The sequence below is a fragment of the Microbulbifer sp. YPW16 genome (assembly GCF_021290385.1).
In the GTDB taxonomy this organism is placed as follows: Bacteria; Pseudomonadota; Gammaproteobacteria; order Pseudomonadales; family Cellvibrionaceae; genus Microbulbifer; species Microbulbifer zhoushanensis.
The window spans coordinates 954,807-978,259 of the sequence record NZ_CP089928.1 but is presented as its reverse complement, the minus strand read 5'-3'; the positions used below and the strand labels follow the sequence as shown (position 1 = coordinate 978,259).

Here is a 23,453-nt window from a genome sequence, read left to right as displayed (position 1 = left end):
GGCACCGGGAATTGTGGCGTCGGGCAAGAATCCGGCGCTCATGCGTATTTATTCAGTTTTCTGATCTTCTGGTTCTCCAATATGCAGAATCTTCATAAAGTGCTATTTGTAAGCCACGCGGTCGACGAGCCCAATGAAGGGCTCCACCAGGCCGTCAGTCTCGTCAGGAGTAGTGGTGCGGAGCTACATATCATGGCGGTGTGTCCGGCGCTGCCGGAGGCGTTCGGTGACTATGCCGACGCTTATGGGGACGGCCTGGCGGCCCGCGTGAAATCCTCCCTGGATTCGGTGCTGGCGGATGAGGGCCTGGCTGCTGACGACCTCCCCGTTTCCCTGCAGGTAGAGTGCGGCAGCACGCCGGCCGAGCGGGTGATCCACCGGGTGATAGATGAAGACTTCGACATGGTGATCAAGAATGTCGAGGGGCGCAGCCAGCGCAAGGGTTTCAAGGCCATGGACATGGAGTTACTGCGCAAATGTCCCTGCCCGGTCTGGTTGTGCCGGCCGGTACACCACGGTCGCAGCGATATCCGGGTACTGGTGGCAATAGACCCGGAGTGCGAGCAGGGGCATGCCTATGACCTGGCCATCCGCCTGCTGCGGCTGTCACGCGCACTGGCCGATTCCTGGGAGGGCACCTTACATATCGTTTCGTGCTGGGATTACGATGTGGATGCTTACTTGCGCCAGAACTTCCCGCTTGACCTGCCGGATGCGGAGATAGACCGGGTGGTGGAACAGGCCGGCGCCAAACACCGTGCCAAGCTGGATGTACTGATCCGTGCGGCCGGGATCGGTGGCCCGATGGAAATACATCACACCATCGCCAATCCGGCGCGTTTTATCCCGTTGCTGGTGGAGGAGAAAAAATTCGACCTGCTGGTGATGGGTACCGTAGCCCGCACAGGCATCCCCGGTTTTATCATGGGCAATACGGCGGAAAACATCCTGCAGAAAATCAGCTGTTCCCTGCTGGCACTGAAGCCGGGGGATTTCAAGTCACCGGTGCACTGAAAGCTGCGGGGAAATCCGCCGTGGAAAGTCTTTGGGAGCAATAGCAATAAAAAAGGCGGGCCCGGGGGCCCGCCTTTTGTTCACCGCTCTAAGGTGTTACGACTGTGCCTTTACTTCTGCGACCCACTCGTCCACCAGCTCCTCGAGCACATCGAGGGGCACGGCGCCGTTGGCCAGTACCGTGTCATGGAAGCCGCGGATATCGAACTGGTCACCGAGTTCCCGCCTGGCCTTTTCACGCAGCTCGATAATCTTCAGCATGCCAATCTTGTAGGCGGTGGCCTGTCCGGGCATCACGATGTAGCGCTCGATCGCCTTGACCTGGTCTCCCTTGGGGTTGGGGGTGTTCTCTCCCAGGTACTCGATTGCCTCTTCGCGGGTCCACTTCTTGCTGTGGATGCCAGTGTCCACCACCAGGCGCGCGGCGCGCCACAGCTCCATGGCCAGGCGGCCAAAGTCGGAGTAGGGATCCTTGTAGAGGCCGATCTCCTTCGGCACCAGCTCGGAGTAGAGGCCCCAGCCCTCGGTGTAGGCGGTATAGCCACCGAACTTGCGGAACTTGGGAATGCCCTCCAGTTCCTGGGCGATGGACAGCTGCATGTGGTGGCCCGGGATACCTTCGTGATAGGCCAGCGCCTCCATCTGGTAGGTGGGCATGTCCGCAGTGTTGTATAGGTTGGCGTAGTAGATGCCCGGGCGCGAGCCGTCCGGTGCCGGGCGCTGGTAGAACGCCTTGCCTGCCGATTTCTCGCGGAAGGGTTCCACGGCCTTGACGACCAGGTCCGCTTCCGGCTTGGTGATGAACAATTCGTCCAGGCGGCCCTTCATGTTGTCGATGATTGCCGTGGCTTCCTTGAGGTAGCGCTTTTTCCCTTCCTCGGTATTCGGGTAGTAAAACTGCTCATCGGTGCGCATGAATTCGAAGAATTCCTGCAGGGTTCCGTCGAATTCCACCTGCTCCATGATCTCGCGCATTTCACCATGAATACGCTCGACTTCGTCCAGGCCTTTCTGGTGGATTTCGTCGGCGGTCATGTCAGTGGTGGTATACACGTTCAGGCGATGTGCGTAGAAGTCATCGCCGTCCGGCAGTTTCCAGGCGCCGTCGTCTTTGGTGGCTTTTTTCTCCAGTTTACCCAAGTGGGCGATCAGCTTTTCATAAGCCGGCTGGGCGCTCTCCAGCAGGGCAGTTTGCGCCTGCTCCACCAGTGCCTGTTTCTTTTCTTCCGGAATTTCCAGCTTCTCAACCTTGCCCTTGAAGTCCTCAAACAGCGTGCTGTCTTCCCCGTCGGTGAAGGGGGCGCCGCTGATCAGGTTCTTGCCGTCGCTGATAACGTAGGGGAAAACGAACTTGGGTGGGATAACGCCGGCCTCGGCGCGTTCTTCCAGGTTGGCGATCAGCTGGTCAAAGTGACCGGGCAACGCGTTGAGGCGGGAGATGTAGGCCTCGGCATCCTCGACATCGTCGATACGGTGCTGGTTGATCAACAGGGATGCGACACCGGTGTGCACGGCATACATCTGGTTGACCGGGTAAGTGTGCAGTCGCCACTGGAAGCCCTCGATTTCCTCTTCCTTGTTGCGGACAGCCAGTTTCAGGCTCAGCGCGGTGGCATCGTCCAGTTGGCTGGAATCGATCTGTTTCAGTTCTTCCAGCTGGCGCTTCTGGATCTCCATGGTTTCCCGCTCGAATTCCGGCGAGAGATTGTCCCACTTGCCATAATCCTCATCATCGGTCTTGCCAAGGAAGGTCTTGAATTCCGGGCTGCGCTCCAGCAGCTCCTGGAAGTGGTCCTCAAACAGCTGGTTGGCCTTGGTTACCATCTCCTGGTTGACAGAAGAGTCGCTGGCGGATTCTGCTGCCGCGTCCGCAGTGTTGCCGTTGGGATTTGCGGTGCTGCTTTCGGCGGCTACCTCGGTTTCAGTGGTGGTGGGCTGGTTGTTTTCAGCCCGGTCACAGCCTGCCATTACCAGCGTGCTGATGGCAGCGGCAATCAGGGTCTTGTTGAACTGCATGTTTCGCATTCCCGTCCGATTGAAATAGTTATGGGGTTGAGCGGGGGACCGTTATGGGGTTTCCGGTCTCCAGAAAGTAAAAAAGCGGGCCGCCAGCCCGCTTTCTCGATCTCCCGGATCAGGCGAAGTTCTGGTTGACGAAGTCCCAGTTCACCAGGCTCCAGAACGCCTCCATGTACTTCGGACGGGCGTTGCGGTAGTCGATGTAGTAGGCGTGCTCCCAGACGTCACAAGTCAGCAGCGGGGTCTGGTCAGCCTCGGTCAGCGGGGTACCGGCATTGGAAGTGTTAACGATGGCCACGGAGCCGTCGCCTTTCTTCACCAGCCAGGTCCAGCCGGAGCCGAAGTTGTTCACAGCGCTGTTGGTGAACTCTTCCTTGAACTTGTCGAAGGAACCAAATGCCTTGTCGATGGCCTCAGCTACGGCACCGGAGGCGGCACCGCCACCGTTGGGGCTCAGGCAGTTCCAGTAGAAGGTGTGGTTCCAGATCTGCGCGGCATTATTGAACACGCCGCCGGAAGAGGACTTGATCACGTCTTCCAGGGATTTCTCTGCGTCGGCAGTGCCTTCCAGCAGGCCGTTCAGCTTGTCCACGTAGGTCTTGTGGTGCTTGCCGTAGTGATACTCCAGGGTTTCCTGGGAGATATGCGGTTCCAGGGCATCCATCGCGTAGGGGAGTTCGGGGAGAACGTGAGCCATGATTTCTTCCTTCCTTATGTCTCGGTTTGTGGATGAAGGCATTCTACACGCGCCGGATTGCAGAATTAACCCGGCATGTGGCTGACTACAGCGTATGGGGGCAAATACGGCGAAGACAAGTGGGTCAGCTAATCTTAAGCGGTAAACGCTTACTTTTTCGTCAATTTTTGGTATAACTGCCGCTGAAATCGACCAATCAATCCTCGTGTACGGGCCACTGGCCAGGTGCGCGAGCCAAACGCACGAATCGGGTATATCTAACGATGCAACGCAGAGAGCCGACCCTGGATGGCCGCGGTCCCGCCATAGACCCGGCAATGGACAACAAACCGATCGGTGGCGCCCCCCGTGGCAGCGCCCCGCAGCCGCCCGCTGACGATGAGGGTGGCTCCGGTGGCTCCTCAGTCCTGGCTGTTGTGGCCCTGATCCTGGCTCTCGCCGGCGTCGGCGGTGCGGGCTTCCTCTACACCCAGTGGCAGGACACCCGCTCGCAACTGGTGAGCGCGGAAGAGCGAATCGTGGAACTCGAGAAGCGTTTCGAAATGTCGGACGAGGAGTCAACGGCGTCCGTGGAGGTCCTGAATGCCCGGGTGAAGGAGAATTCCTCCGAGATCCGCAAGCTGTGGGGTGTTTCCCACGATACCAACCGCAAAAACATCGCCGCCAACAAGGCAGCGGCCGCCGCTGCCGCAAAGGACGCTGCTGCGGCCAAGAAGCAGGCCGCGCAGCTGGCCGGCAAGGTCAGTGGCCTGAACGACAGCGTGAAGAAAATTGCTTCCGTGGAATTCGCCCTGTCCGAGCTGCGTGAGACCACTACCAGCAGCCAGCGCGACCTCAAGGACAAGCTCGCCAGCCTGGAGCGCCAGCTCAACTCGGTGCGCAGTGACCTGGGCGGCCGGGTGAGCGCCAACGAGGAGGCTGTTGAGTCCATCGACGCCTACCGCCGCTCCGTGAACAAGGACCTGGTACAGCTGCGCGACGCCATCCGCAGCCTGCAGTCTGGTGGCAGCACCGCCGGCATCCAGTAAGGCTTTGCCCCTCGCCGCGGCCCGGATTCCCCGGGCCGCGACTTCCCTGCTTTCCACTATTGCCGGCCATATCCTGTCCCCACGCCCCAATCGGGGAATTTGCCCGCAATTCGTGTAAAATCGCCCGCCTTGAGACGTAAACCGGAGACGGCTATGACCACTATCCGCCAGGATGACCTGATCGACAGCGTCGCGGATGCGCTGCAGTTTATTTCCTACTACCACCCGCAGGACTTTATCCAGGCCCTGAACCAGGCCTACGAGAAGGAGGCCAACCCGGCGGCGAAGGACGCCATGGCCCAGATCCTGATCAATTCCCGTATGTGTGCCCAGGGGCACCGCCCCATCTGCCAGGACACGGGTATCGTGACCGTAAAGCTGAAAGTGGGCATGAATGTGCAATGGGATGCGGACATGAGCGTGACCGACATGGTCAACGAGGGTGTGCGTCGAGCGTATAACAACCCGGACAACGTGCTGCGTGCCTCCATCCTCGAGGACCCGGACGGCGCCCGCAAGAATACCGGGGACAATACCCCGGCGGTGATCCATTACGAGATCGTTCCCGGCGATACCGTGGAAGTCTATGTGGCCGCCAAGGGTGGTGGCAGCGAGGCGAAGAGCAAGTTCGCCATGCTGAACCCGTCTGACTCGGTGGTCGACTGGGTGCTCAAGATGGTGCCGCAGATGGGTGCGGGCTGGTGCCCGCCGGGTATGCTCGGCATCGGTGTCGGCGGAACCGCCGAGAAAGCCATGCTGCTGGCCAAGGAGTCACTGCTGGATCCGATCGATATCCAGGACCTGCAGGAGCGGGGCGCTGCCAATCGCGCCGAGGAGCTGCGCCTCGAACTGTTCGACAAGGTCAACAAGCTGGGTATCGGTGCCCAGGGCCTGGGCGGCCTGACCACGGTGCTGGACGTGAAGGTAAAGGACTATCCCACCCACGCCGCCAACAAGGCGGTGGCAATCATCCCCAACTGCGCTGCCACCCGCCACGCCCATTTCACCCTGGATGGTTCCGGCGCAGCGCGGCAGGCCCCGCCGAAGCTGGAAGACTGGCCGGAGATCACCCGTGAGGCCGGCAGCAATACCCGCCGGGTCAACCTGGACGAGGTTACCCGCGAGGACGTGTTGAGCTGGCAGCCGGGCGAGACCCTGCTGCTGAACGGTAAGATGCTGACCGGCCGCGATGCGGCCCACAAGAAAATGGTCGATATCCTGGCAAAGGGTGAGTCCCTGCCGGTGGACCTGGCTGGTCGCTTCATCTATTACGTGGGCCCGGTGGACCCGGTGCGCGAGGAGGTAGTGGGTCCGGCTGGCCCCACCACGGCCACCCGTATGGACAAGTTCACCCGTACCATGCTGGAAGAGACCGGCCTGCTGGGCATGATCGGCAAGGCCGAGCGCGGCCCGACCGCCATCGAGGCCATCCGCGACAACAAGGCGGTTTACCTGATGGCCGTCGGTGGCGCCGCCTACCTGGTGGCCCAGGCGATCAAGGACGCGAAGGTGGTGGCCTTCCCGGAACTGGGTATGGAAGCGATCTACGAGTTCGAAGTGGAAGATATGCCTGTGACCGTGGCCGTGGACAGCCAGGGCGAGTCGGTGCACAACACCGGGCCGCTGGTCTGGAAGGCCAAGATCGAGGAGGGCGTGGTTTAATACTGCCCTGAGAGAACAAAGGCCGGGCCCCGCGAGGTGCCCGGCCTTTTTTGTTTGTGTAGCCGGCTTCCTGCCTGGCTATCCCCGGGCGCACACGAGGTGCGCCCCTGCGGTAAACTGGGGACGTGGCGGGATCCTTGTTATCGCCCGGCCCCGCACGGAATTCCCGCTCAGCTTTGCTGGTCCAGCTCGGCCAGCATCAGCTCCCGGATCACCGGCACTGGTGCATTGCCATAGCTGAGGAATTTCTCGTGAAATTCCTTGAGGTTGAAGTCGTCCCCGAGTTTCTCCTTCATTTCCTCGCGCAGGGCGAGGATGTCTGCATAGCCGGCGAAGTAGCTGGTGAGCTGCACCTGGCTCAGGGTTGCACGGCGCCACTTGCCCTTGGCCTCGGCTTTCTGCTGGAAGCCCTGGCGTACCAGCAGGTCCATGGCCCGTTCCTCGTCGATGCCCTTCACCTGGATCTCGTAGTCCAGGATGGTGTTGATGACCACGCGCAGGTTCCACTTGTAATACATCATCCACAGCTCCGGCGAGAAATCCCCGTAGCCGGCATCGAGCATCATGCGCTCTGTGTAAACGGCCCAGCCCTCGATCATGGCACCGTTGGCGAGAATGCTTTTGACGAGGCTGGGGGACTGGTTGGCATAGACCAGCTGGGTGTAGTGCCCGGGAATGGCCTCGTGGATATTGAGGATCTGCATCATGTAGGTGTTGTACTCGCGCAGGAAGCTCTCTGCTGCGTCATCCTCTAACTCCTCGATGGGCATGACGTTGTAGTAGGTATTGGCTTCCTTGTCGTAGGGTCCTGGCGCGTTGATGGAAGCCACGGAAAAACCGCGCATATACGGTGGGGTGGTGCGCACCACCAGCGGCTTGCTCTCGTCCAGGGTGAGCAGGTCTTTGTCCTTGACGAAGGCAACCAGTTCAGGGATCTGCTTCTCCACCTCGGCCTTGAAGGTCTCCTTGGTGGCGTGGTGTTGGGACAGCTCTTCCAGTACCGCGCGGATCTTTTCCAGGCGGTCCTCTGGCGGCTGCTGGTCGGGGAAATATTTTGGCCACAGCTCGTCGGCCAGTTCCGCCATCTTGTTGTGCAGCCGGTCCTTCTCTGCCAGGGCCCGCTGGTAGAGTTCGCTGGCCGTCATGCCGATCTGGATATCGTAAGCGAACTTCTGCTCGTAGAGTTCCTCGCCAATGCGGAAGTCCCTGTAGTCCTGGGTTTTCTCCAGTTCCGCGTGCAGGGTCTGCAGGTGGGTAATATAGCCCTCGATGGCCTCCCGGGCTGCTTCTGCTCGCTGGCGCAGCTCTTCTTTTTCTGCCTGTGCCAGGCCGCTTTCGGCAATTTTCTCCTCCAGTTCTTCAGCGAAAATTCCCTTGGCGCCCTCGTTCTGCTGGATGGCCAGCACCAGTTGCGGTGATGCCGGTTTATCCAGTGATGCCTCTGCTGCCTCGTAATAGGCCGGTACTTTCTCCAGCCGCTTGCTGAAGGTGCGCAGGCGCTCGTCCAGCGGGGCGTAATCGGTATTCAGGATCAGCGAGAACGCGTGGGAAACGTTGTAGTTGGCCGGGTTCCACTGGTGTGATTTGAACTCGGTTATCTCCCATACCAGTTTGTCGAGGAAGTTCTGGATCAATGCCAGGTCGCTGCGGGCACCGGGATCCAGCGCCTGGGTATCTATTTCAGCGAGCCGGGCCCGGTAGCTCTCGGCAAATTCCAGCAGGCGCTGGCGTTGCTGGTCGTCGGGAATAGCCAGCTGGTCCGCAACCGCATAGTAGCCCTCGCGCACAGCCCAGGATGGGTACAGCTGCCACAGCTGTTCAATCATTTTGTTCGATAAATCCGCAAATGCCTTATCGGCTGTGACCTGATCCTGCGTCGCGGTCTGCTGATGTTCGCCGGCTGTGGTCGCGGTGGCAGATTCGCTGCCATCGTACTGTTCAGCTTTGTCCGGTGTACACCCGCTGAACATCGCCAGCAGTGCCAGGGTGGTGAGTGAGCGTTTCATGGTCCCTCTCTTGGTCAAAGTATGCTTGGCAGGGAAATTAGCATATCTGCATCGGCATTTGTGCCCGAATGCCGGGGGGCATTAATCGTTTTTATTTGAATTAGTGGCGGGTGGATGCACCCGGCCTGTGGCGGCTGATTGCTCATTTTTTAGGACTCTGTCCCATCTGTGCGGGCAAAAACCACATACAATCCGGTTTTTTCCGGCGAGCTTGTCTAGGTCGGGGGCGGCGAGTAGAGTGGGATGCAATTCCAAGCATAACCAAAAAATTGAATCAGCAGAGGAACTCCCCATGACCGAACTTGCCGAACAGAAGTGTGAAGCCTGCCGTGCCGACGCACCCCTGGTAAGTGACGAGGAACTTGCACAACTGATACGCGAAATTCCCGACTGGACGCCTGTCACCCGTGACGGCGTGATGCAGCTGGAGCGTGTATTCAAGTTTCGCAATTTCAAGCAGGCCCTGGCCTTTACCAACCGCGTTGGCGAGATCGCGGAAGAGGTGGGGCATCATCCGGCACTGCTCACCGAGTGGGGCAAGGTGACCGTGACCTGGTGGAGCCACGAGGCCGGTGGCTTGCACAAGAATGATTTTATTATGGCCGCACGCACCGATAAGCAGCTCGAGACAGAGTAAGCGCCACCCGACTGGCGGTCTCCAGCGCCGGCAGGTGGATTCATACGCGGATACGTCCGCGTGGGAGCGACCTGCCCGGTGGCCTGCGGTGTTTGTAAATGCAAGGATCTGGAACCGCCATGTTGAAAATGAAGCAGAGTTGCGAGCGCTGTGGTGCATCGCTGGGACTGACCGATCGGGCCTATATCTGCTCTTTTGAGTGCACTTACTGCCCCGATTGCTACGAGCAGCTGGGCCACACCTGTGTGAACTGCCAGGGTGTACTCACCGCGCGCCCGCCGCGCAAATCCTCCCCTACGGAAGCCGCATCCCCGCGGTTCAAGGCCAAGCTCGAGAAGATCCTCGGCTAGTGGGTCGCACGCAAAGTCCGGCAACAGGTCGCCTCGCCGACTCGCCCGGCTATGTGTTGAAAAAGCTTTAAATAACGCTGCTATTCCAGCGCTTTCTCGCCTTGAGCTGATCGATTTGGCTGTGCTTCTTTGTTGCCGGGCTTCACCAGCGGCCCACTAGCCAGTTGCTCGCTGGGCCCAGAGTAAAAACTCCCGGTTGCCGTCGCCGCCCCTGATGGGGCTCTCGATATAGTCGCGGACCTGCAGCCCCAGTGTTTCGCAGAGGTTAGTGATTTTCTCCTGCACCCGCGGGTACAGGGACGGATCCTTTACCAGGCCCCCCTTGCCGATATTGTCGGCACCAACCTCGAACTGCGGCTTGACCAGGCTGAGCAGTTGCCCGCCGGGGCGGAGCAGTGGTGGCAGGCGGGGCAGGATCAGGGCTTGGGAAATAAAGGAAACATCCATTACCACCGCGTCAAACCCGGTCTCGCCGTATGGCGCCAGTTGGCCCGGTTCCAGGTGCCGGGCATTGATGCCCTCGAACAGCTTCATGCGCGGCTCCTCCCGCAGGCGCTGTGCCAGCTGGTCGCGCCCCACGTCTACTCCCACCACCAGGTCTGCGCCCCGCTGCAGCAGGCAGTCGCTGAAACCGCCAGTGGAGCACCCTACGTCCAGTGCCCGCCAGCCCTTTGGGTCGAGGCCGGTATGGTCGAGGATCGCAGCCAGCTTCAGGCCTGCGCGGGACACATAGCGGTCCTCGGGCAGGGGTTCCACCTGCAGTCGCTGGTCCTCCGGGACCGACTGGCCGGCCTTCTGCGCCGGGCGCCATCCCTGTCCTGTATCCAGTAGCACCCTGCCGCTGTCGATCAGTTTCTTGGCGTGGGTGCGGGAATTGGCCAGCTTCAGCTGTACGAGTAACTGATCCAGACGGGTCATGAATGGCACTATAGTTCTTTCTGTAGTGGATGACGTAGGCGTCATGCTACTCTCTGCGCCCGTTGTGTAGAAGCTCTATGCTTAAAAGATGAAGGAGACCACCGGCTGATGGCGAAAAGCGTTCTGGGCAAGTTCAGGGTTCGTAAGGGCAAGGTTTTTGAGGCGCCGCTCGAGAGCGCCTTCGGACGCCTGGTCACGCCCTTTGAGGAGTTTATCCACCGCCAGAGCAGCAGTGGCCTGCTCCTGATCACCTGCGCGATTATCGCCCTGATTATCGCGAACTCCCCGCTGCAGGAGGCTTACAAGCATATCCTGCACATGCCCGTCAGTATCAACGCAGGTGACTGGAGTTTCTCCCTCAGTGTGCACCACTGGATCAACGAAGGCCTGATGACGATCTTCTTTTTCCTGGTGGGGCTGGAGCTCAAGCGGGAGTTCCTTGTCGGTGAGCTGTCGGAGCTGAAGCAGGCGGTGCTGCCAGTCCTGGCCGCCATTGGTGGCATGGTGGTGCCGGCGCTGATCTACGCCTCCCTGAACAGTGGGACCGAGGGCGCGCGGGGCTGGGGTATCCCCATGGCCACGGATATCGCCTTTGCCGTGGGCTGTATTGCCCTGCTGGGCAATCGGGTGCCGCGCTCGGTGGTGACTTTCCTGGTGGCCCTGGCCATCGTCGACGACCTGGGCGCCATCCTGGTGATCGCCATCTGGTATACCGAGAGCGTCAATATGACCGCCCTGATGGCCTCGGGCCTGCTGGTGGTGATCATGTGGTTGCTGAAGTTTGCCGGGGTACGGCGCTCGCCGGCCTACATTTTCGTGGGGGTACTGCTCTGGTACGAGCTGTATGTCACCGGCGTGCACGCGACCCTGGCGGGGGTGATTACGGCGATGGCACTGCCGGCAAAGCCCAAGTATGACCCGGTGGCGTTCAGTACCTTCGTCAAGGACATCATTCGAAGCTTTGACCGCTGCTTCCGGCCCGGTGACAAGATTATCGCCAACGATGCCCTGCGGGCCCGGGTCATGGCTCTGGGTAATGGCGTCAACCTGGCCCAGTCGCCGCTGCAGCGGATGGAGACCCGCCTGCACACCCCGGTGGCTTTCCTGGTAATCCCGATCTTTGCGCTGGCCAATGCGGGAATCCCGGTCGACAGCTTCACGAGCTCGGATGCAGTGCTTAATCCCATCACCCAGGGGGTGATCCTGGGACTGGTGTTCGGCAAGCTGGTGGGTATTGTCGGCGCCACCTGGATCGGCTGGAAGCTGGGGCTGGGCCGGCTGCCCCGTGCTGCCAGTTTCCACCACATCATCGGGGTGGCACTGCTGGGGGGTATCGGTTTCACCATGTCGATCTTCATCGCCGAGCTTGCGTTTTACGGCGAAGATGAGTTGCTGGTGCAGGCCAAGGCCGGCGTGCTGCTGGCGTCAGTGGTGGCCGGTGTCGCGGGCTACCTGGTATTGCGCAAGGCGCCGGTGTCCGACGAGCTCAGTACACTTACCGATACAGACGAGGGTGAGGAAATGACGCCAGCCGAGGCCGCCGAGCCGGGCGGTGCCGGGGATCAGGGGCGCTGATCGGGAACGCCGCTGCCGCGGATCTCACCGACCAGCCGCTGCAGGCGCTGGAAGTGGCTGCCTTTCCAGTAAATGCGGCGGCAATCCCCGCACTGCAGGAAATCACCGTAGTAGCGCCGGGTGCGCGGTTGCAGGTATTCCTCGATCGCCTGCCTGGCGACCGGCGATAGCAGCCCGTTGCAAACCATGCAGCGAGTGAAAGGGCGCAGCATGCTGGCCAGCCGGAAATGCCCTGCCACCTCGTGCAGTTGCCGGCGTGGCCGGGTGGCTCGCACATAGTAGCCACGGCGCAGTGCCTTCCGTTTCAGCAGGTCGCGGTCGCGGGTCAGCAGGGTGCGGTCCTGCTCCAGGGAAATCTCCAGCAATTGCCGGTCGTGGTAATTGCCCTCAAACAGGCTGTCGAAGCCCAGCAGGCGCAGGTAGCGGGCCAGCCGGCCCAGGTGGCAGTCCAGCACAAAGGCGGGCTCCGGGAGGGGCGGCGGCACCAGCCTGTATTCGTTGCCTGCCTGTGGATAGACCTGCACCTGGTCGCCATCCTCCAGCTGGTAGCCGAACCCCACCACCTGGCCGCCCACCACGATCCTGTCCACTTCCACATGGGGTACGCCCAGGCTCTCGATAGCGTCCTTGACCGCGCCCGGGTAGTCCCGCTCCAGCAGGATCGGGCGACCCCGCCGGTGAGCCGGCAGGAAATCCTCCAGGCTGCCAGAGAATTCGAACTGGGTGCGGACCATGGTATGGGGGTTTCCGGGACGGTCACCACGAGTGTAGTCTGGGGACGGTGATCCCGTTGATGCGGCCAGGTTGGCAAACGGGGTGCCAGTTATCGTCCAGCGGTGGTACATTGGTCCTTATTTGGCATCATTTGCCTGCCCGGTAAACCTGCTCCGCTGCTGCGGCAGGCGACTAAAAAATAATGACAAGAAAACGATTGCTGTCACTGTTCTTCGTCCTTGCGATCCCGGTACTGCTCGCCCAGCTACCGGCCGTCCCTCCTGTGGAGGGTGCCGCCGGGCCAGCGCCGCCAGTGCTGGAAAAACTCAATGCACCCGTCGCCGGGGCGGCCAACCTCGTGTCCATCCAGCCCTGGTTGCAGCCAGCCGATTACATTGATGGGGCTCAGCTGCACCGCAAGCTGCATGGCTACCTGGCCCGGGCCGATCGGGAGGGCTGGCTCGGCCCGCGCACCGTAGTGGTATTCCCGGAGCATATCGGCACCTGGCTGGTGGCCTCCGGGGAGGGGTTGCTCACTTTCCGTGCAGGCGGTACTGCCTCTGCCATGGTATGGGCGGCGCTGGGTAACCTGCCCACATTTTCCAGCGCTCTCTATCGGGAAGTGGCCGCAGGCGACACGGCAGATCCCTTTGCCGCAGCCCTGTTCAACGCCAAGGCGGAGGTTATGGCCAGTGAATACCAGGAGGTATTTTCCGGGCTCGCCACAAAGTTTGGGGTGACGGTCGTTGCCGGGTCCATCGTGCTGCCGGACCCCGCCGTCGATGGGCAGTCGATCCAGCCCGGTGACGGCCCGCTGTACAACAGTAGTTTCGTATTCGACGCCGGTGGGGATATCCATGGTCCGGTGCGCAAAGTCTACCCGATTGAGAGCGAACTCCCCTTTACGCGTCCCTCCCGGGCACCACTGCCGGTATTTGATACCCCGGCCGGTCGCCTGGCCGTCCTGGTCTGCGCTGACAGCTGGTACCCGGATACCTGGGCCCAGGTGTCCGGGGCGGATCTCGTCGCGGTGCCATCGTTTTCCACGCCCAGTGGCATATGGGCACAACCCTGGCAGGGCTATAACGGCGCGGGCGCGCCGGAAGACGTAGACCCCGGGGATGTGGGTCATATCAGCGAGGGCGAAGCCTGGTACCGCTACGCCCTGGCCGGTCGCGGCCGGCACCTGCGCGGGGGCATCAATACTTTCCTGCGGGGCGACCTGTGGGACCTGGGGGATGACGGTCGTACCACAGCCGTGGTGCACGGGCGCGTGCTACAGGGAGCACAGCGGGATGGTGCGGTAATTTCCAGCATCTGGCTGCCACCGCCAGGCCGCAGTGGGCTTACCCCGGAAATGGCAGACCAATAACAGCGTTTGGGCAGGAGAAGCGCGATGGAAGAAGTCGATGTGGCAATTCTCGGGGGCGGTATTTCCGGGCTGCAGGCCGCCCGCCTGTTGCACCGGGATTATTCGGTGCGCGTGCTCGAGGCACGCGACCGGGTAGGGGGGCGGCTGCTCAACCATGTTTTTGCCAATGGCGACACGGTGGACCTGGGTGGCCAGTGGCTCGGCCCGGGCCAGGAACGGATGTATCGCCTGGTAGAGGAACTGGGGGCGGTGACCTGGCCCCTGCATGACGAGGGCGACAACCTGCTGTTCCTGGACCGGGGGGCGCGCCGCTACCGCGGTACTGTCCCGCGGATCAATCCGTTCGCCATGGTGGACCTGGGTATGGCCATGGCCCGCTTCGAGAAAATGGCCCGTTCCATCGATCCCTCCACCCCCTGGGCCCATCGCCAGGCAGCCCACTGGGATGGCATGACACTGCAGACCTGGATCCGGCAGAACTGCCGGACCCGCACCGCCCGGCGCCTGTTTGCTGTGGCGGTGGGCGCGGTCTTTGCTGCCGAGCCCGGCGATATCTCCCTGTTGCATGCCCTGTTTTACGCGCGTTCCGGGGATTCCCTGGAGAAGCTGTTGGCAGTGACCGGCGGCGCCCAGCAGGACCGGGTGCGCGGGGGGACGGCCGGCCTGTGCGAGCGCATGGCAGCGGAGTTGGGGCCAAGTGTGCGGCTCAACAGCCCGGTCGAGAGTATTAGCCGGACCGCGGACCAGCGCCTGCAGGTGCATTACCGCGGGGGCGCAATCCTCTGCCGGCGACTGATCATCGCCATTCCCCCCAACCAGGCCCTGCGCATCCGCTTTGAGCCGGAATTGCCGGCCTGGCGTGACCAGGCGCTGCAAAGAATGCCGGCAGGAGCCTGTATCAAGTGTATCGCCCGTTACGACCGGCCCTTCTGGCGCGATTCACAATTGTCCGGCCAGGTGACCAGTACCCGGGGGCCGGTGCGGGTGACATTCGATAACTCCGAGCCGGGAAGGGATTCCGGCCTGCTCATGGGATTCCTCGAGGGCGATGCCGCACGACATTACAGCGCTATGGCACCCGATGAACGCCGGCAGGTTGTGCTGGACTGTTTTGCCGGCTTTTTCGGCGAGCGGGCTCGTTCACCGGAGGAATATATCGACAAGGACTGGAGCAGCGAGCCCTGGACCCGCGGGTGCTACGCCGCTTATTTCCCCCCGGGCGCATGGACCCGCCACGGTGAGCGCCTGCGGGACCCGAACGGGAACATTCATTGGGCCGGTACCGAGTTCGCCACGCGCTGGTACGGCTATATGGAGGGTGCCCTGGAGTCTGCCGAGCGGGCTGTGCGCGAAGTGAAGTGGATGATGCTGCCAGCCGGGGCCGAACATGTGTGACACGCTGGTGTACCGCGCTGGCGACACCACCTGGCTGGCCAAGAACAGCGACCGCGACCCCCTGGAGGCGCAGCGGGTTGAAGTAATCCCGGCAGTGCGCGGCGACAGTGCTTCAGTTCTCCGCTGTACCTGGCTTGAGATCCCGCAGGTGCCTGATCGCTATGCTTGCGTAGTTGGCCGGCCGGCATGGATGTGGGGCGCGGAGATGGGGGTGAATGAATGTGGTGTAGCCATTGGTAACGAGGCCATTTTCTCCCGGCGGGTAAAGCGTGCCGGTGTGGCCCTGCTGGGGATGGACCTGGTGCGCCTGGCCCTGGAACGGGCCGACAGCGCCGCAGCGGCGCTGCGGGTCATCGTCGACCTGTTGCGGGAATTCGGGCAGGGCGGCCCCGCCGGTTTCAGCCAGGGGGAATCGCGACGTAATGTGCGTTATGACAACAGTTTCCTGATTGCCGACAGGACGGAAACCTGGAAGCTGGAAACTGCCGGGCGCGAATGGGTGGCCCGGCGGGTAAAAAAGTATGACGCCATCTCCAACGGGCTGACCATTGGCAGTGATTACGAACTTGCCAGCGAGGCGGTTCGCGAACGGGGCGGCCGTTTTGATCGTGACAACGACACCCGCCTGCTGCCTTTTTTCGGCGCCACACGCCGTCGGCGCGGCGCCGCATTGCAGGCGCTGAATGCGCTCGAGGCGGATAGTGTTGGCTTTGCGGATTTTGCCGGTATCCTTCGCCAGCATCGATACCGGCAGCCTGGTGGCAACGCGGACCTGTGCATGCATGCGGCACCATCCGGGTCCCTGCTTCCCTGGCTGCGGCCATCACAGACTGCCAACGCCATGATTGTCGCGCTGGGGCAGGGCGCTCCGCGGATTGCCTTTACCGGAACTGCGCTGACATGCAGCAGCCTGTTCAAGCCGGTAGGCTTTGCCGGGTGCTGGTACGTATGTGAGCGCGACGGCTGGGAGCGGCACCGGGCGTGGTGCGCGCAGTGGATCGATCGTGAGCCCGTTCGTCGCCGGGAACTACAGCCCCAGCTGGAGGAGGCCGAGCGGGCTGTCTTTGCCGCCCTCGAACGCGGCGATAATCGTGTGGCGGACCAGAGGGCACGCTACTGGTCCGAAAGAGTTTTTACCGGGAAACCACTTCCGGAAAACCGTGGATACATCATGCAGGAGCACTCATGACCATTCGCAACCTGGCTTGCTTCATTTTATTTTCTCTCCTGACCCTGGCTGGCTGCGGTGAGCGACCGGCAGAGAGCGCGGGCGACCAACCCGTGTCAGAACCTGGCGGGGAGAGCCGGGTGGATATAGACCGGTTGGCGCGAGAGTACGTAAAGCTGGTGCTGGAACTGGGCAACCACGACAAAAGCTATGTCGATGCCTATTACGGCCCCGAGGCGCTGCGCACCGAGGCGGAATCCAGTGATGCCAGTGCCGCCGAGCTGGCCGAGCGGGCCGCAGAGCTGATCGACCAGTTACCGGGGGATATCGAGCCGGGCGACGATATGGACACACTGCGGCAGCACTACCTGAAAACCCAGTTGCGCGCGCTCCGGGCACATGCCGAAACACTGGCGGGCGCACGTGAGCGGACCTTTGAAAGTGATGCCCGGCAGCTCTACGACACCCGGCCGCCGAAACGCGAGCTGGCCGAGTTCGAGCCGGTGCTGGCGGAACTGGAGAAAATACTACCGGGAGATCAACCACTGCATCTCCGTGTCAAAGAGTTCAAGGAGCGGTTCGCAATCCCCGCAGACAAGCTGCCGGCGGTATTCGATGCGGCCATCGATGCCTGCCGTGAGCGGACCCGGCAGTATATCGAGCTGCCGGAAAACGAGGATTTCAAGCTGGAATATGTCACCGACAAGCCCTGGAGCGGCTACAACTGGTACCAGGGGGACGCCCACAGCCTGATCCAGGTAAATACCGAGCTGCCGGTGATGATCGACCGCGCTGTCGACCTGGGTTGCCACGAGGGTTACCCGGGCCACCACACCTACAATGCCCTGCTGGAGCAGTCGCTGGTAAAGGACCGTGGCTGGATTGAATACAGTGTCTACCCGCTGTTCAGCCCGCAGTCCCTGATTGCCGAGGGCAGCGCCAACTACGGTATCGAGCTGGCTTTCCCGGGCGGGGAAAAACTGGGGTTTGAAAAGAGTGTGCTCTACCCCCTGGCGGGGCTGGACCCGGCAGATGCGAAAAAATATGCCCGGGTGCTGGAGCTCCAGGAGCAGCTGGGCTTTGCCGAGAATGAGATCGCGCGCCAGTATATCGACGGCGAGATCGATGGTGGGAAAGTCGTGGAACTGTTCCAGGCCTATGGCCTGCGCAGCCCCGAGCGCGCCGCCCAGCGCAAGCGCTTTGTCGACACCTATGGTGCCTACGTAATCAATTATAACTGGGGCAAACAGCTGGTGGCTGACTATGTGGAGCAGGCCGGCTCCCCGGAAGAACGCTGGCAACGGTTTGCGACCCTTCTGTCCTCACCGCGACTGCCATCCTCGCTGGACTGGTAACAGCGAGCAGTCATCAGCGGTGGACTGCGCCCCAGCCCGTGGCAGCCTGGAACGGGACCTCCATAAGGGCGCCGCTACCGCTGTGCATCCGGGTTGTGGCGCAGAGAACCTTTGCGCTGACCCGCTGATTCTCCCTGTCGATATGGATACCGTTGATGAGTAACCGATTTTTATTTGTGCTGCTGGTTCTGCTCCTGGCCAGCGCTTGCAGTCGCGATTCCAGCGATGATTCTGCCCGGATGGCTGAACCAGCCGGGCAGAGTGCGGCGCTCAAGGTCGCGGACATCCAGCGCCAGCGCACAAAGTACCTCGCATATACCCATTCTGTTTCGGTGGAGTATGCGGTGGATGAGCTGGAGGAACGTTACGAGTCATTGCTGGCATGGTGTGCCGACGATGCGAAGTACCGCTGCACCCTGCTGGATAGCCGCTTGAATACCAGCAATTATGTCAGCGGGCGGATCGAGGTGCGCTTGCTGCCGGGAGGCGTGCCGGCATTGCTGGAGGTGGCCGCGGGCGGCGGTACTACAACCGGGCGTTCCACCAGTATTGAGGACCTGGGCGACGCCATCGTGGATAACCAGAAGCGGGTGGAAATGCTGCGGGATTACCGCGCCCGGCTGGAAGGGTTGAGCGAGCGCACAACCGACGATATCGAGGCTCTGGTCAAAGTGGCATCGGAGTTGGCCCGGGTCCAGTCCGACCTGGAAATGGCCGAGGGCAAGCGCAGCCGGCTGCTGCAACGGGTGGAGATGGACCGGGTGCAAATCCAGCTGTTATCGCTGTCGCAGAAATCGTTTGCGCAGCCCATTGCCGGGGCATTCCGCAGCTTTGGCGGGCAATTGTCGGAAGGGATAGCCGATACCGTGACGGCAGTGGCCTACCTGTTGCCGTGGATGCTGCTGGGATTGTTCCTGCTCTACCTGGCGCGCCTGGTATGGGTTCGTGTGCGCCGGAAGCATCACTGACAGGGTGATGGGTGTTGGTTGGAAATTGGGCGATCGGGTAAACTGCGCCCAAAATCAGATTCAGGAGTGGTTGTGAACGAATTCATTGTCGATGTCACGGCGGAAAACGCCCAGCAGGTGCTGATCGAGGAATCCATGAAACGCCCGGTGGTGGTGGACTTCTGGGCCGACTGGTGCGAACCCTGCAAGCAGCTGATGCCGGTGCTGGAAAAACTCGCCTCCGAGTATGCCGGCCAGTTCCTGCTGGCCAAGGTCAATGCCGATACCGAGCAGATGCTGGCGGGGCAGCTGGGCGTGCGCAGCCTGCCCACGGTGATGGTATTGAAGGAAGGCCAGCCGGTGGATGGCTTCGCCGGTGCCCAGCCGGAGAAGCAGATCCGCGAGATGCTGGACAAGTACCTGCCCAAGCCCTGGGACCTGAAACTGGAGCAGGGCAAGGCGCTGGTGGCTGAGGGAAAGCTGGACGAGGCCCTGCCGGTACTGCGCCAGGCCTACGGCGAGTCCGGCGAGCGCCAGGATATTGCCAAGCAGCTGGCGGCGGTACTGCTGGAGCAGAATCGCACCCAGGAAGCCGAGGAGGTACTGGGCAAGATCCTGCTGGCAGACCAGGACAGCGATTACCAGCAGCTGATGTCCCAGCTGGAACTGAAGCAGCAGGCGGCGGAAACCCCGGAGATCAAGTCCCTGCAGGAGGCGCTGGAGAGCAACCCGGGCGATTTCGACACCGCCTATAAGCTGGCGGTGCAGTACAGCCAGGCCCATCGCACCCAGGAAGCACTGGACCTGCTGCTGGATATCCTGCGCAGCGACATCAATTACGCCGATGGTGCGGCCAAGCAGGCCTACCTGGATATGGTCAAAAGCCTGGGAGCGGGTGACCCGCTGGCGACCCAGTACCAGCGCAAGCTGATGACACTGCTTTACTGATAGTTGTTCCCTGTTGCCAGGCCGGGCGGCAACGGCCCGCCTGGCTTGCCGCAAGTATTCCGCGACCCACTCACGGGCCGCGGTGTCCGACACGATGACTCCCCGGAGGCGGTACTGACACCATGTACAAACTCTGCGTTTACATTCCCGAGACCCACCTCGAACCCGTCAAGCAGGCCCTGTTCGTCGCCGGTGCCGGCCGGATCGGCGACTACGACAGTTGCTGCTGGCAAGTAGCCGGCACCGGCCAGTTCAGGCCACTGCCGGGCAGCCAGCCGTTTATCGGCCAGAGCGGTGAGGTGGAACAGGTCAATGAATACCGGGTGGAGCTGGTCTGTGCCGACGACCTGGTGGGTGAGGCGCTGGCGGCGATGCGCGCGGCCCACCCTTACGAGGAACCCGCCTTCGACCTGTGGAAGCTGGACGACCGCTGTAACTGAGCACGCCAGCCCCGACCGTGCCGCCAGGGAAAAAGCATGCAGCATAACAACACGATAATCGCCAAAAGGAATTACCCATGCAGGCACCATCGGTCCGCTATCTCTGTTGCCTGGTTATTTTACTGGTGATGGGCTGCGAGCAGCAGTCGGGCAGTGCCGGAGCAGTACCGCTGGAGAGTGAGCCCCGACTGGTGCGGCTGCCATATACCAGCCAGGCGGACGGTGCCGAGCGGGAATTCTTTGTCTACCTGCCCCGGGGCTACGAAAACCATCCGGGCCGGAAGTGGCCGCTGTTGCTCTTCCTGCATGGCAACGGTGAGCGGGGCAATGGCCGGGATGAGCTGGATTTCACCCTGGTCCACGGCCCGCTCTACGAGGCCTGGATCCAGAAACGCGACCTGCCCTTTATCATCGTGGTGCCGCAACTGCATATGTTCGGTATGGACGAGAAAGTCCCCTATATTGCCGACCGCTCGCGGGAACAGATTCCACAGCGACTCGCAGATGGTGTTCCCGAGCGCCTTTATATGGGGGCCCGTGGCGAGATGGGACCGGGGAAAGAAGTCGCCGGCTGGGAGGAGCGGCCGATTGGCTTGCCCCTGGGCTGGGACAGGGTGGAGACAGACCTGGTGCAGATGCTGGACCAGGTCGCATCGGGGTACCGGGTCGACAAGCGGCGGGTTTACCTGACTGGCCTCAGTTACGGTGGCTTCGGCAGCTGGTATATGGCCAGCCGTTACCCCCAGCGTTTTGCCGCGGTGGCGCCGGTAGCGGGCTGGGGCCACCCGGACCTGATGCCGTCAATCGCTGACAACAGCCTGCCGGTATGGGCCTTTGCCGGCGGTCGCGACCGGGTTGTCGACAAGTCGGATTTTTACGCCGGTATCAACCGCCTGGAAGAACTCGGGGGCGACGTGCGCTTCACCGTGCACGAGGATATGCCGCACGATGTGTGGGTCCGCGTCTATGCGGGGGAGGACCTTTACCGCTGGCTGCTGGCCCAGTCGCTGGATCGGCGGTGAAGGCGGCCGGGACGGCCGCCATGTATTCGTGGTTTGCCCGGCTCACAGCTTCCGCGTAATCACACCGCGGTGCAGGGGGTAGCGTCCCTCGCGGCGATCGGCGAAGTAGTGCCCCAGGGTCTCTGACATAATCGGGAAGGCGATCTCGTCCCAGGGAATCTCCTCTTCCCGGAACAGTTCCACTTCCAGCGACTCCGGGCCGGCACCGAAGTTGGTGTCGGTCAGCTCGCCGCGGTAGATCAGGTAAACCTGGTTGATATGCGGAATGTCATACACGGTATACAGGTCGTCTACGCGGATATTGGCTCGCGCTTCTTCCCAGCTCTCCCGCAGGGCACCTTCCTCGCTGGTCTCACCATTCTCCATAAAGCCTGCCGGCAGGGTCCACAGCCCCAGCCGGGGTTCGATGGCACGCTTGCACAGCAGCACTTCGTCGCCCAGGTAGGGCAACACGCCGACGATTACGCGTGGGTTGATGTAGTGGATTGCCCCGCAGCCGCCGCACAGGTGGCGGGGCCGGTCGTCGCCTTCGGGGATGGAGAAAGTGACGGCATCGCTGCCGCAATGGCTACAGAATTTCATGGCGGCATTATACGTGCGAGTTTCCCCGGCGTCAGCGCCGGTGCGTATGGCTGGGGATATCGGGATTGGCTCAGGCCCCGGGAGGCTTCTATGGTGGACTGTCGAGTCGCACTACCTTGAAACCGGTATAGCCCAGCAGCAGACTCAGGATCGGGCTGGCGATATTGAATATGCAGAAGGGCAGGTAGACCAGGGTGGGCACGCCCAGCACTGCTGCCATAAAGGCGCCGCAGGAATTCCAGGGGACCAGCGGCGAGGTGACTGTGCCGCAGTCCGCGGCCAGGCGCGATAGGTTCTGGGGCGCGAGTCCGCGCCTGGCAAACTCGGCGCGGTAGACGCGCGTAGGCAGGACCAGCGCGATGTACTGGTCACCGGCAATGATATTTAGGCCGAAGGCGCTGGCGAATACGGTCAGGAACAGCCCGCCCGTGGTTTTGGCGCGGTCGATCAACGGATCGATCAGGCGGTGAATCAGCCCGAATTCATCCAGCAGGGAACCGAAGGTGACCGCGCCCATAATCAGCCACAGGGTGAACAGCATACTGGCCATGCCGCCGCGGGACAGCAGCTGGTCTACATCGGCAATGCCCGATTCCATACTGAAACCGCTGGCCATGGCCAGCCAGGTTGCCTTGATGGCCTCCACGATGGAGAGCCCGGAATCTTCGCCGACGAACCCGGCGTAGACCTGCGGCTGCAGGAAAGCGCCAAGTACTCCTGCAAACAGCGCGGACAGCAGCAGGCTGATGGACGCCGGGTACTTGCGGATCGACAGCCATACCAGCAGGGCCAGAGGCAGCAGGTTCAGGATGGTGATGCGGTAAATGCCGTTGAGCGCCTCCAGTTCAACGGCGCTCTGCAAATCGCTCTGGCCCGGTGCCTCCACCCGGCCGAGTCCCAGCAGGGTGAATACAACCGCCGCCAGCAGGAAGGCCGGTACCGAGGTCCACATCTGGTTGCGGATATGGGTATAGATGTCGACCCTGACCATTTGGGCCGCCAGTATGGTGGTCTCCGATAGCGGTGAGTTCTTGTCACCCAGGTAGGCACCGGATATCACCGCCCCGGCGGTAATCGCGGTGGACACCTCCAGCATCGCGGCGATCCCCACCAGGCCTACCCCGATGGTTCCGGCGGTGGTCCAGGAACTGCCGATCGACATGGCGATCAGGCCGCAGATAATGGCCGTGGCCACGTAATACCAGGTGGGTGAGAGAAACTGGATACCGTAATAGACCAGGGTGGGGATGGTGCCGGACAGGTTCCAGGTGCCAATCAGCGCGCCCACCGCCAGCAGGATAAAAATGGCGCTGGTAATCGATCCCATCGCCGCCTGGCCGGCCTTCTGCACCGTCTCCCAGCGATGACCGTTCTTCATCGCAATCAGTGCCGCCACCATACAGCAGATGATGAGCGCTGCCTGGATGGGACCGTCCAGGGCCTCCATGCCAAACAGTGCCAGGGAGCTGCCGATCAGCAGCGCCAGGGCAACGAGGGGAATGAAAGCATCAGCCAGTGATGGCTCACGCACCGGAGGTGCATTGTTGCTCTTATCCATCCGTTTCTATTAACCCGCTGACGCAGGCCCGGCGAGAACAGGCCCG

21 protein-coding genes are annotated in these 23,453 nt (G+C 61.8%); 14 read left to right on the top strand and 7 right to left on the bottom strand.

The genetic code is table 11. The features are described 5' to 3' along the window. Positions 1-81 precede the first annotated feature (81 nt). Positions 82-1,014: a universal stress protein gene (locus tag LVE68_RS04260; protein WP_233005792.1), complete on the top strand. Its 933-nt coding sequence runs from the start codon at positions 82-84 to the stop codon at positions 1,012-1,014. Positions 1,015-1,110: 96 nt separating this feature from the next. Here the strand turns inward: LVE68_RS04260 and LVE68_RS04255 are convergent, their stop codons facing one another. Beyond that, positions 1,111-3,030, bottom strand: a complete 1,920-nt coding sequence (locus LVE68_RS04255; protein ID WP_233005791.1) for a DUF885 domain-containing protein — start codon at positions 3,028-3,030, stop codon at positions 1,111-1,113. A gap of 118 nt (positions 3,031-3,148) precedes the next feature. Further along, complete coding sequence (locus LVE68_RS04250; RefSeq protein WP_233005790.1) at positions 3,149-3,730, bottom strand: superoxide dismutase; 582 nt, start codon at positions 3,728-3,730, stop codon at positions 3,149-3,151. Positions 3,731-3,993: 263 nt separating this feature from the next. Here LVE68_RS04250 and LVE68_RS04245 point away from each other — a divergent pair, with 263 nt between their 5' ends. Continuing rightward, entirely contained in the window at positions 3,994-4,758 is a 765-nt protein-coding gene (locus tag LVE68_RS04245) for a hypothetical protein (protein WP_233005789.1), read from the top strand. Positions 4,759-4,911: 153 nt separating this feature from the next. Beyond that, on the top strand, positions 4,912-6,420 hold the full coding sequence (locus LVE68_RS04240; RefSeq protein ID WP_233005788.1) for a fumarate hydratase: 1,509 nt from the start codon (positions 4,912-4,914) through the stop codon (positions 6,418-6,420). A gap of 170 nt (positions 6,421-6,590) precedes the next feature. On the opposite strand, the gene LVE68_RS04235 is transcribed toward LVE68_RS04240, so the two are convergent. Then, complete coding sequence (locus LVE68_RS04235) at positions 6,591-8,426, bottom strand: DUF885 domain-containing protein (RefSeq protein WP_233005787.1); 1,836 nt, start codon at positions 8,424-8,426, stop codon at positions 6,591-6,593. 292 nt (positions 8,427-8,718) lie between these two features. Here LVE68_RS04235 and LVE68_RS04230 point away from each other — a divergent pair, with 292 nt between their 5' ends. Together LVE68_RS04230 and LVE68_RS04225 are read left to right on the top strand one after the other, a co-directional pair. Continuing rightward, positions 8,719-9,063: a 4a-hydroxytetrahydrobiopterin dehydratase gene (locus tag LVE68_RS04230; protein WP_233005786.1), complete on the top strand. Its 345-nt coding sequence runs from the start codon at positions 8,719-8,721 to the stop codon at positions 9,061-9,063. A 119-nt stretch (positions 9,064-9,182) separates the two neighbouring features. Further along, entirely contained in the window at positions 9,183-9,413 is a 231-nt protein-coding gene (locus tag LVE68_RS04225; RefSeq protein ID WP_233005785.1) for a DUF1272 domain-containing protein, read from the top strand. 156 nt (positions 9,414-9,569) lie between these two features. Here LVE68_RS04225 and LVE68_RS04220 read toward each other — a convergent pair whose 3' ends face one another. Further along, positions 9,570-10,331, bottom strand: a complete 762-nt coding sequence (locus LVE68_RS04220) for a TlyA family RNA methyltransferase (protein ID WP_233005784.1) — start codon at positions 10,329-10,331, stop codon at positions 9,570-9,572. A gap of 108 nt (positions 10,332-10,439) precedes the next feature. Between LVE68_RS04220 and nhaA the strand changes: the two genes are divergently transcribed. Beyond that, entirely contained in the window at positions 10,440-11,906 is a 1,467-nt protein-coding gene (gene nhaA, locus LVE68_RS04215; RefSeq protein WP_233005783.1) for a Na+/H+ antiporter NhaA, read from the top strand. On the opposite strand, the gene LVE68_RS04210 is transcribed toward nhaA, so the two are convergent. Further along, complete coding sequence (locus tag LVE68_RS04210) at positions 11,894-12,640, bottom strand: Mut7-C ubiquitin/RNAse domain-containing protein (protein ID WP_233005782.1); 747 nt, start codon at positions 12,638-12,640, stop codon at positions 11,894-11,896. The two genes, nhaA and LVE68_RS04210, sit on opposite strands and share 13 nt — an antisense overlap. Before the next feature lie 182 nt (positions 12,641-12,822). Here LVE68_RS04210 and LVE68_RS04205 point away from each other — a divergent pair, with 182 nt between their 5' ends. The 8 genes from LVE68_RS04205 (at position 12,823) to LVE68_RS04170 (ending at position 21,267) form a co-directional block, all read left to right on the top strand. Continuing rightward, positions 12,823-13,992, top strand: a complete 1,170-nt coding sequence (locus LVE68_RS04205; protein ID WP_233005781.1) for a carbon-nitrogen hydrolase family protein — start codon at positions 12,823-12,825, stop codon at positions 13,990-13,992. 24 nt (positions 13,993-14,016) lie between these two features. Then, positions 14,017-15,387, top strand: coding sequence for a flavin monoamine oxidase family protein (locus tag LVE68_RS04200; protein ID WP_233005780.1), 1,371 nt, complete (start codon positions 14,017-14,019; stop codon positions 15,385-15,387). Then, positions 15,380-16,576 carry a C69 family dipeptidase gene (locus LVE68_RS04195; RefSeq protein ID WP_233005779.1) on the top strand — a complete coding sequence of 399 codons (1,197 nt, stop codon included), beginning with the start codon at positions 15,380-15,382 and terminating at the stop codon, positions 16,574-16,576. The genes LVE68_RS04200 and LVE68_RS04195 overlap by 8 nt, the downstream gene beginning before the upstream one ends. Beyond that, positions 16,573-17,910 (top strand): hypothetical protein, encoded by a 1,338-nt coding sequence (locus tag LVE68_RS04190; protein WP_233005778.1) that lies wholly within the window; start codon positions 16,573-16,575, stop codon positions 17,908-17,910. The genes LVE68_RS04195 and LVE68_RS04190 overlap by 4 nt, the downstream gene beginning before the upstream one ends. A 155-nt stretch (positions 17,911-18,065) precedes the next feature. Further along, complete coding sequence (locus tag LVE68_RS04185) at positions 18,066-18,878, top strand: DUF4349 domain-containing protein (RefSeq protein ID WP_233005777.1); 813 nt, start codon at positions 18,066-18,068, stop codon at positions 18,876-18,878. A gap of 72 nt (positions 18,879-18,950) precedes the next feature. Further along, entirely contained in the window at positions 18,951-19,805 is an 855-nt protein-coding gene (gene trxA / locus LVE68_RS04180) for a thioredoxin (protein WP_233005776.1), read from the top strand. Between the two features lie 122 nt (positions 19,806-19,927). Further along, positions 19,928-20,245, top strand: a complete 318-nt coding sequence (locus tag LVE68_RS04175) for a Nif3-like dinuclear metal center hexameric protein (RefSeq protein WP_233005775.1) — start codon at positions 19,928-19,930, stop codon at positions 20,243-20,245. A 77-nt stretch (positions 20,246-20,322) separates the two neighbouring features. Beyond that, positions 20,323-21,267: an alpha/beta fold hydrolase gene (locus tag LVE68_RS04170; RefSeq protein WP_233005774.1), complete on the top strand. Its 945-nt coding sequence runs from the start codon at positions 20,323-20,325 to the stop codon at positions 21,265-21,267. 42 nt (positions 21,268-21,309) lie between these two features. On the opposite strand, the gene LVE68_RS04165 is transcribed toward LVE68_RS04170, so the two are convergent. Both LVE68_RS04165 and nhaC read right to left on the bottom strand, forming a co-directional pair. Beyond that, positions 21,310-21,849: an NUDIX hydrolase gene (locus LVE68_RS04165; protein WP_233005773.1), complete on the bottom strand. Its 540-nt coding sequence runs from the start codon at positions 21,847-21,849 to the stop codon at positions 21,310-21,312. 88 nt (positions 21,850-21,937) lie between these two features. After that, complete coding sequence (nhaC, locus tag LVE68_RS04160; protein WP_233005772.1) at positions 21,938-23,407, bottom strand: Na+/H+ antiporter NhaC; 1,470 nt, start codon at positions 23,405-23,407, stop codon at positions 21,938-21,940. Between the last annotated feature and the right edge of the window lie 46 nt (positions 23,408-23,453).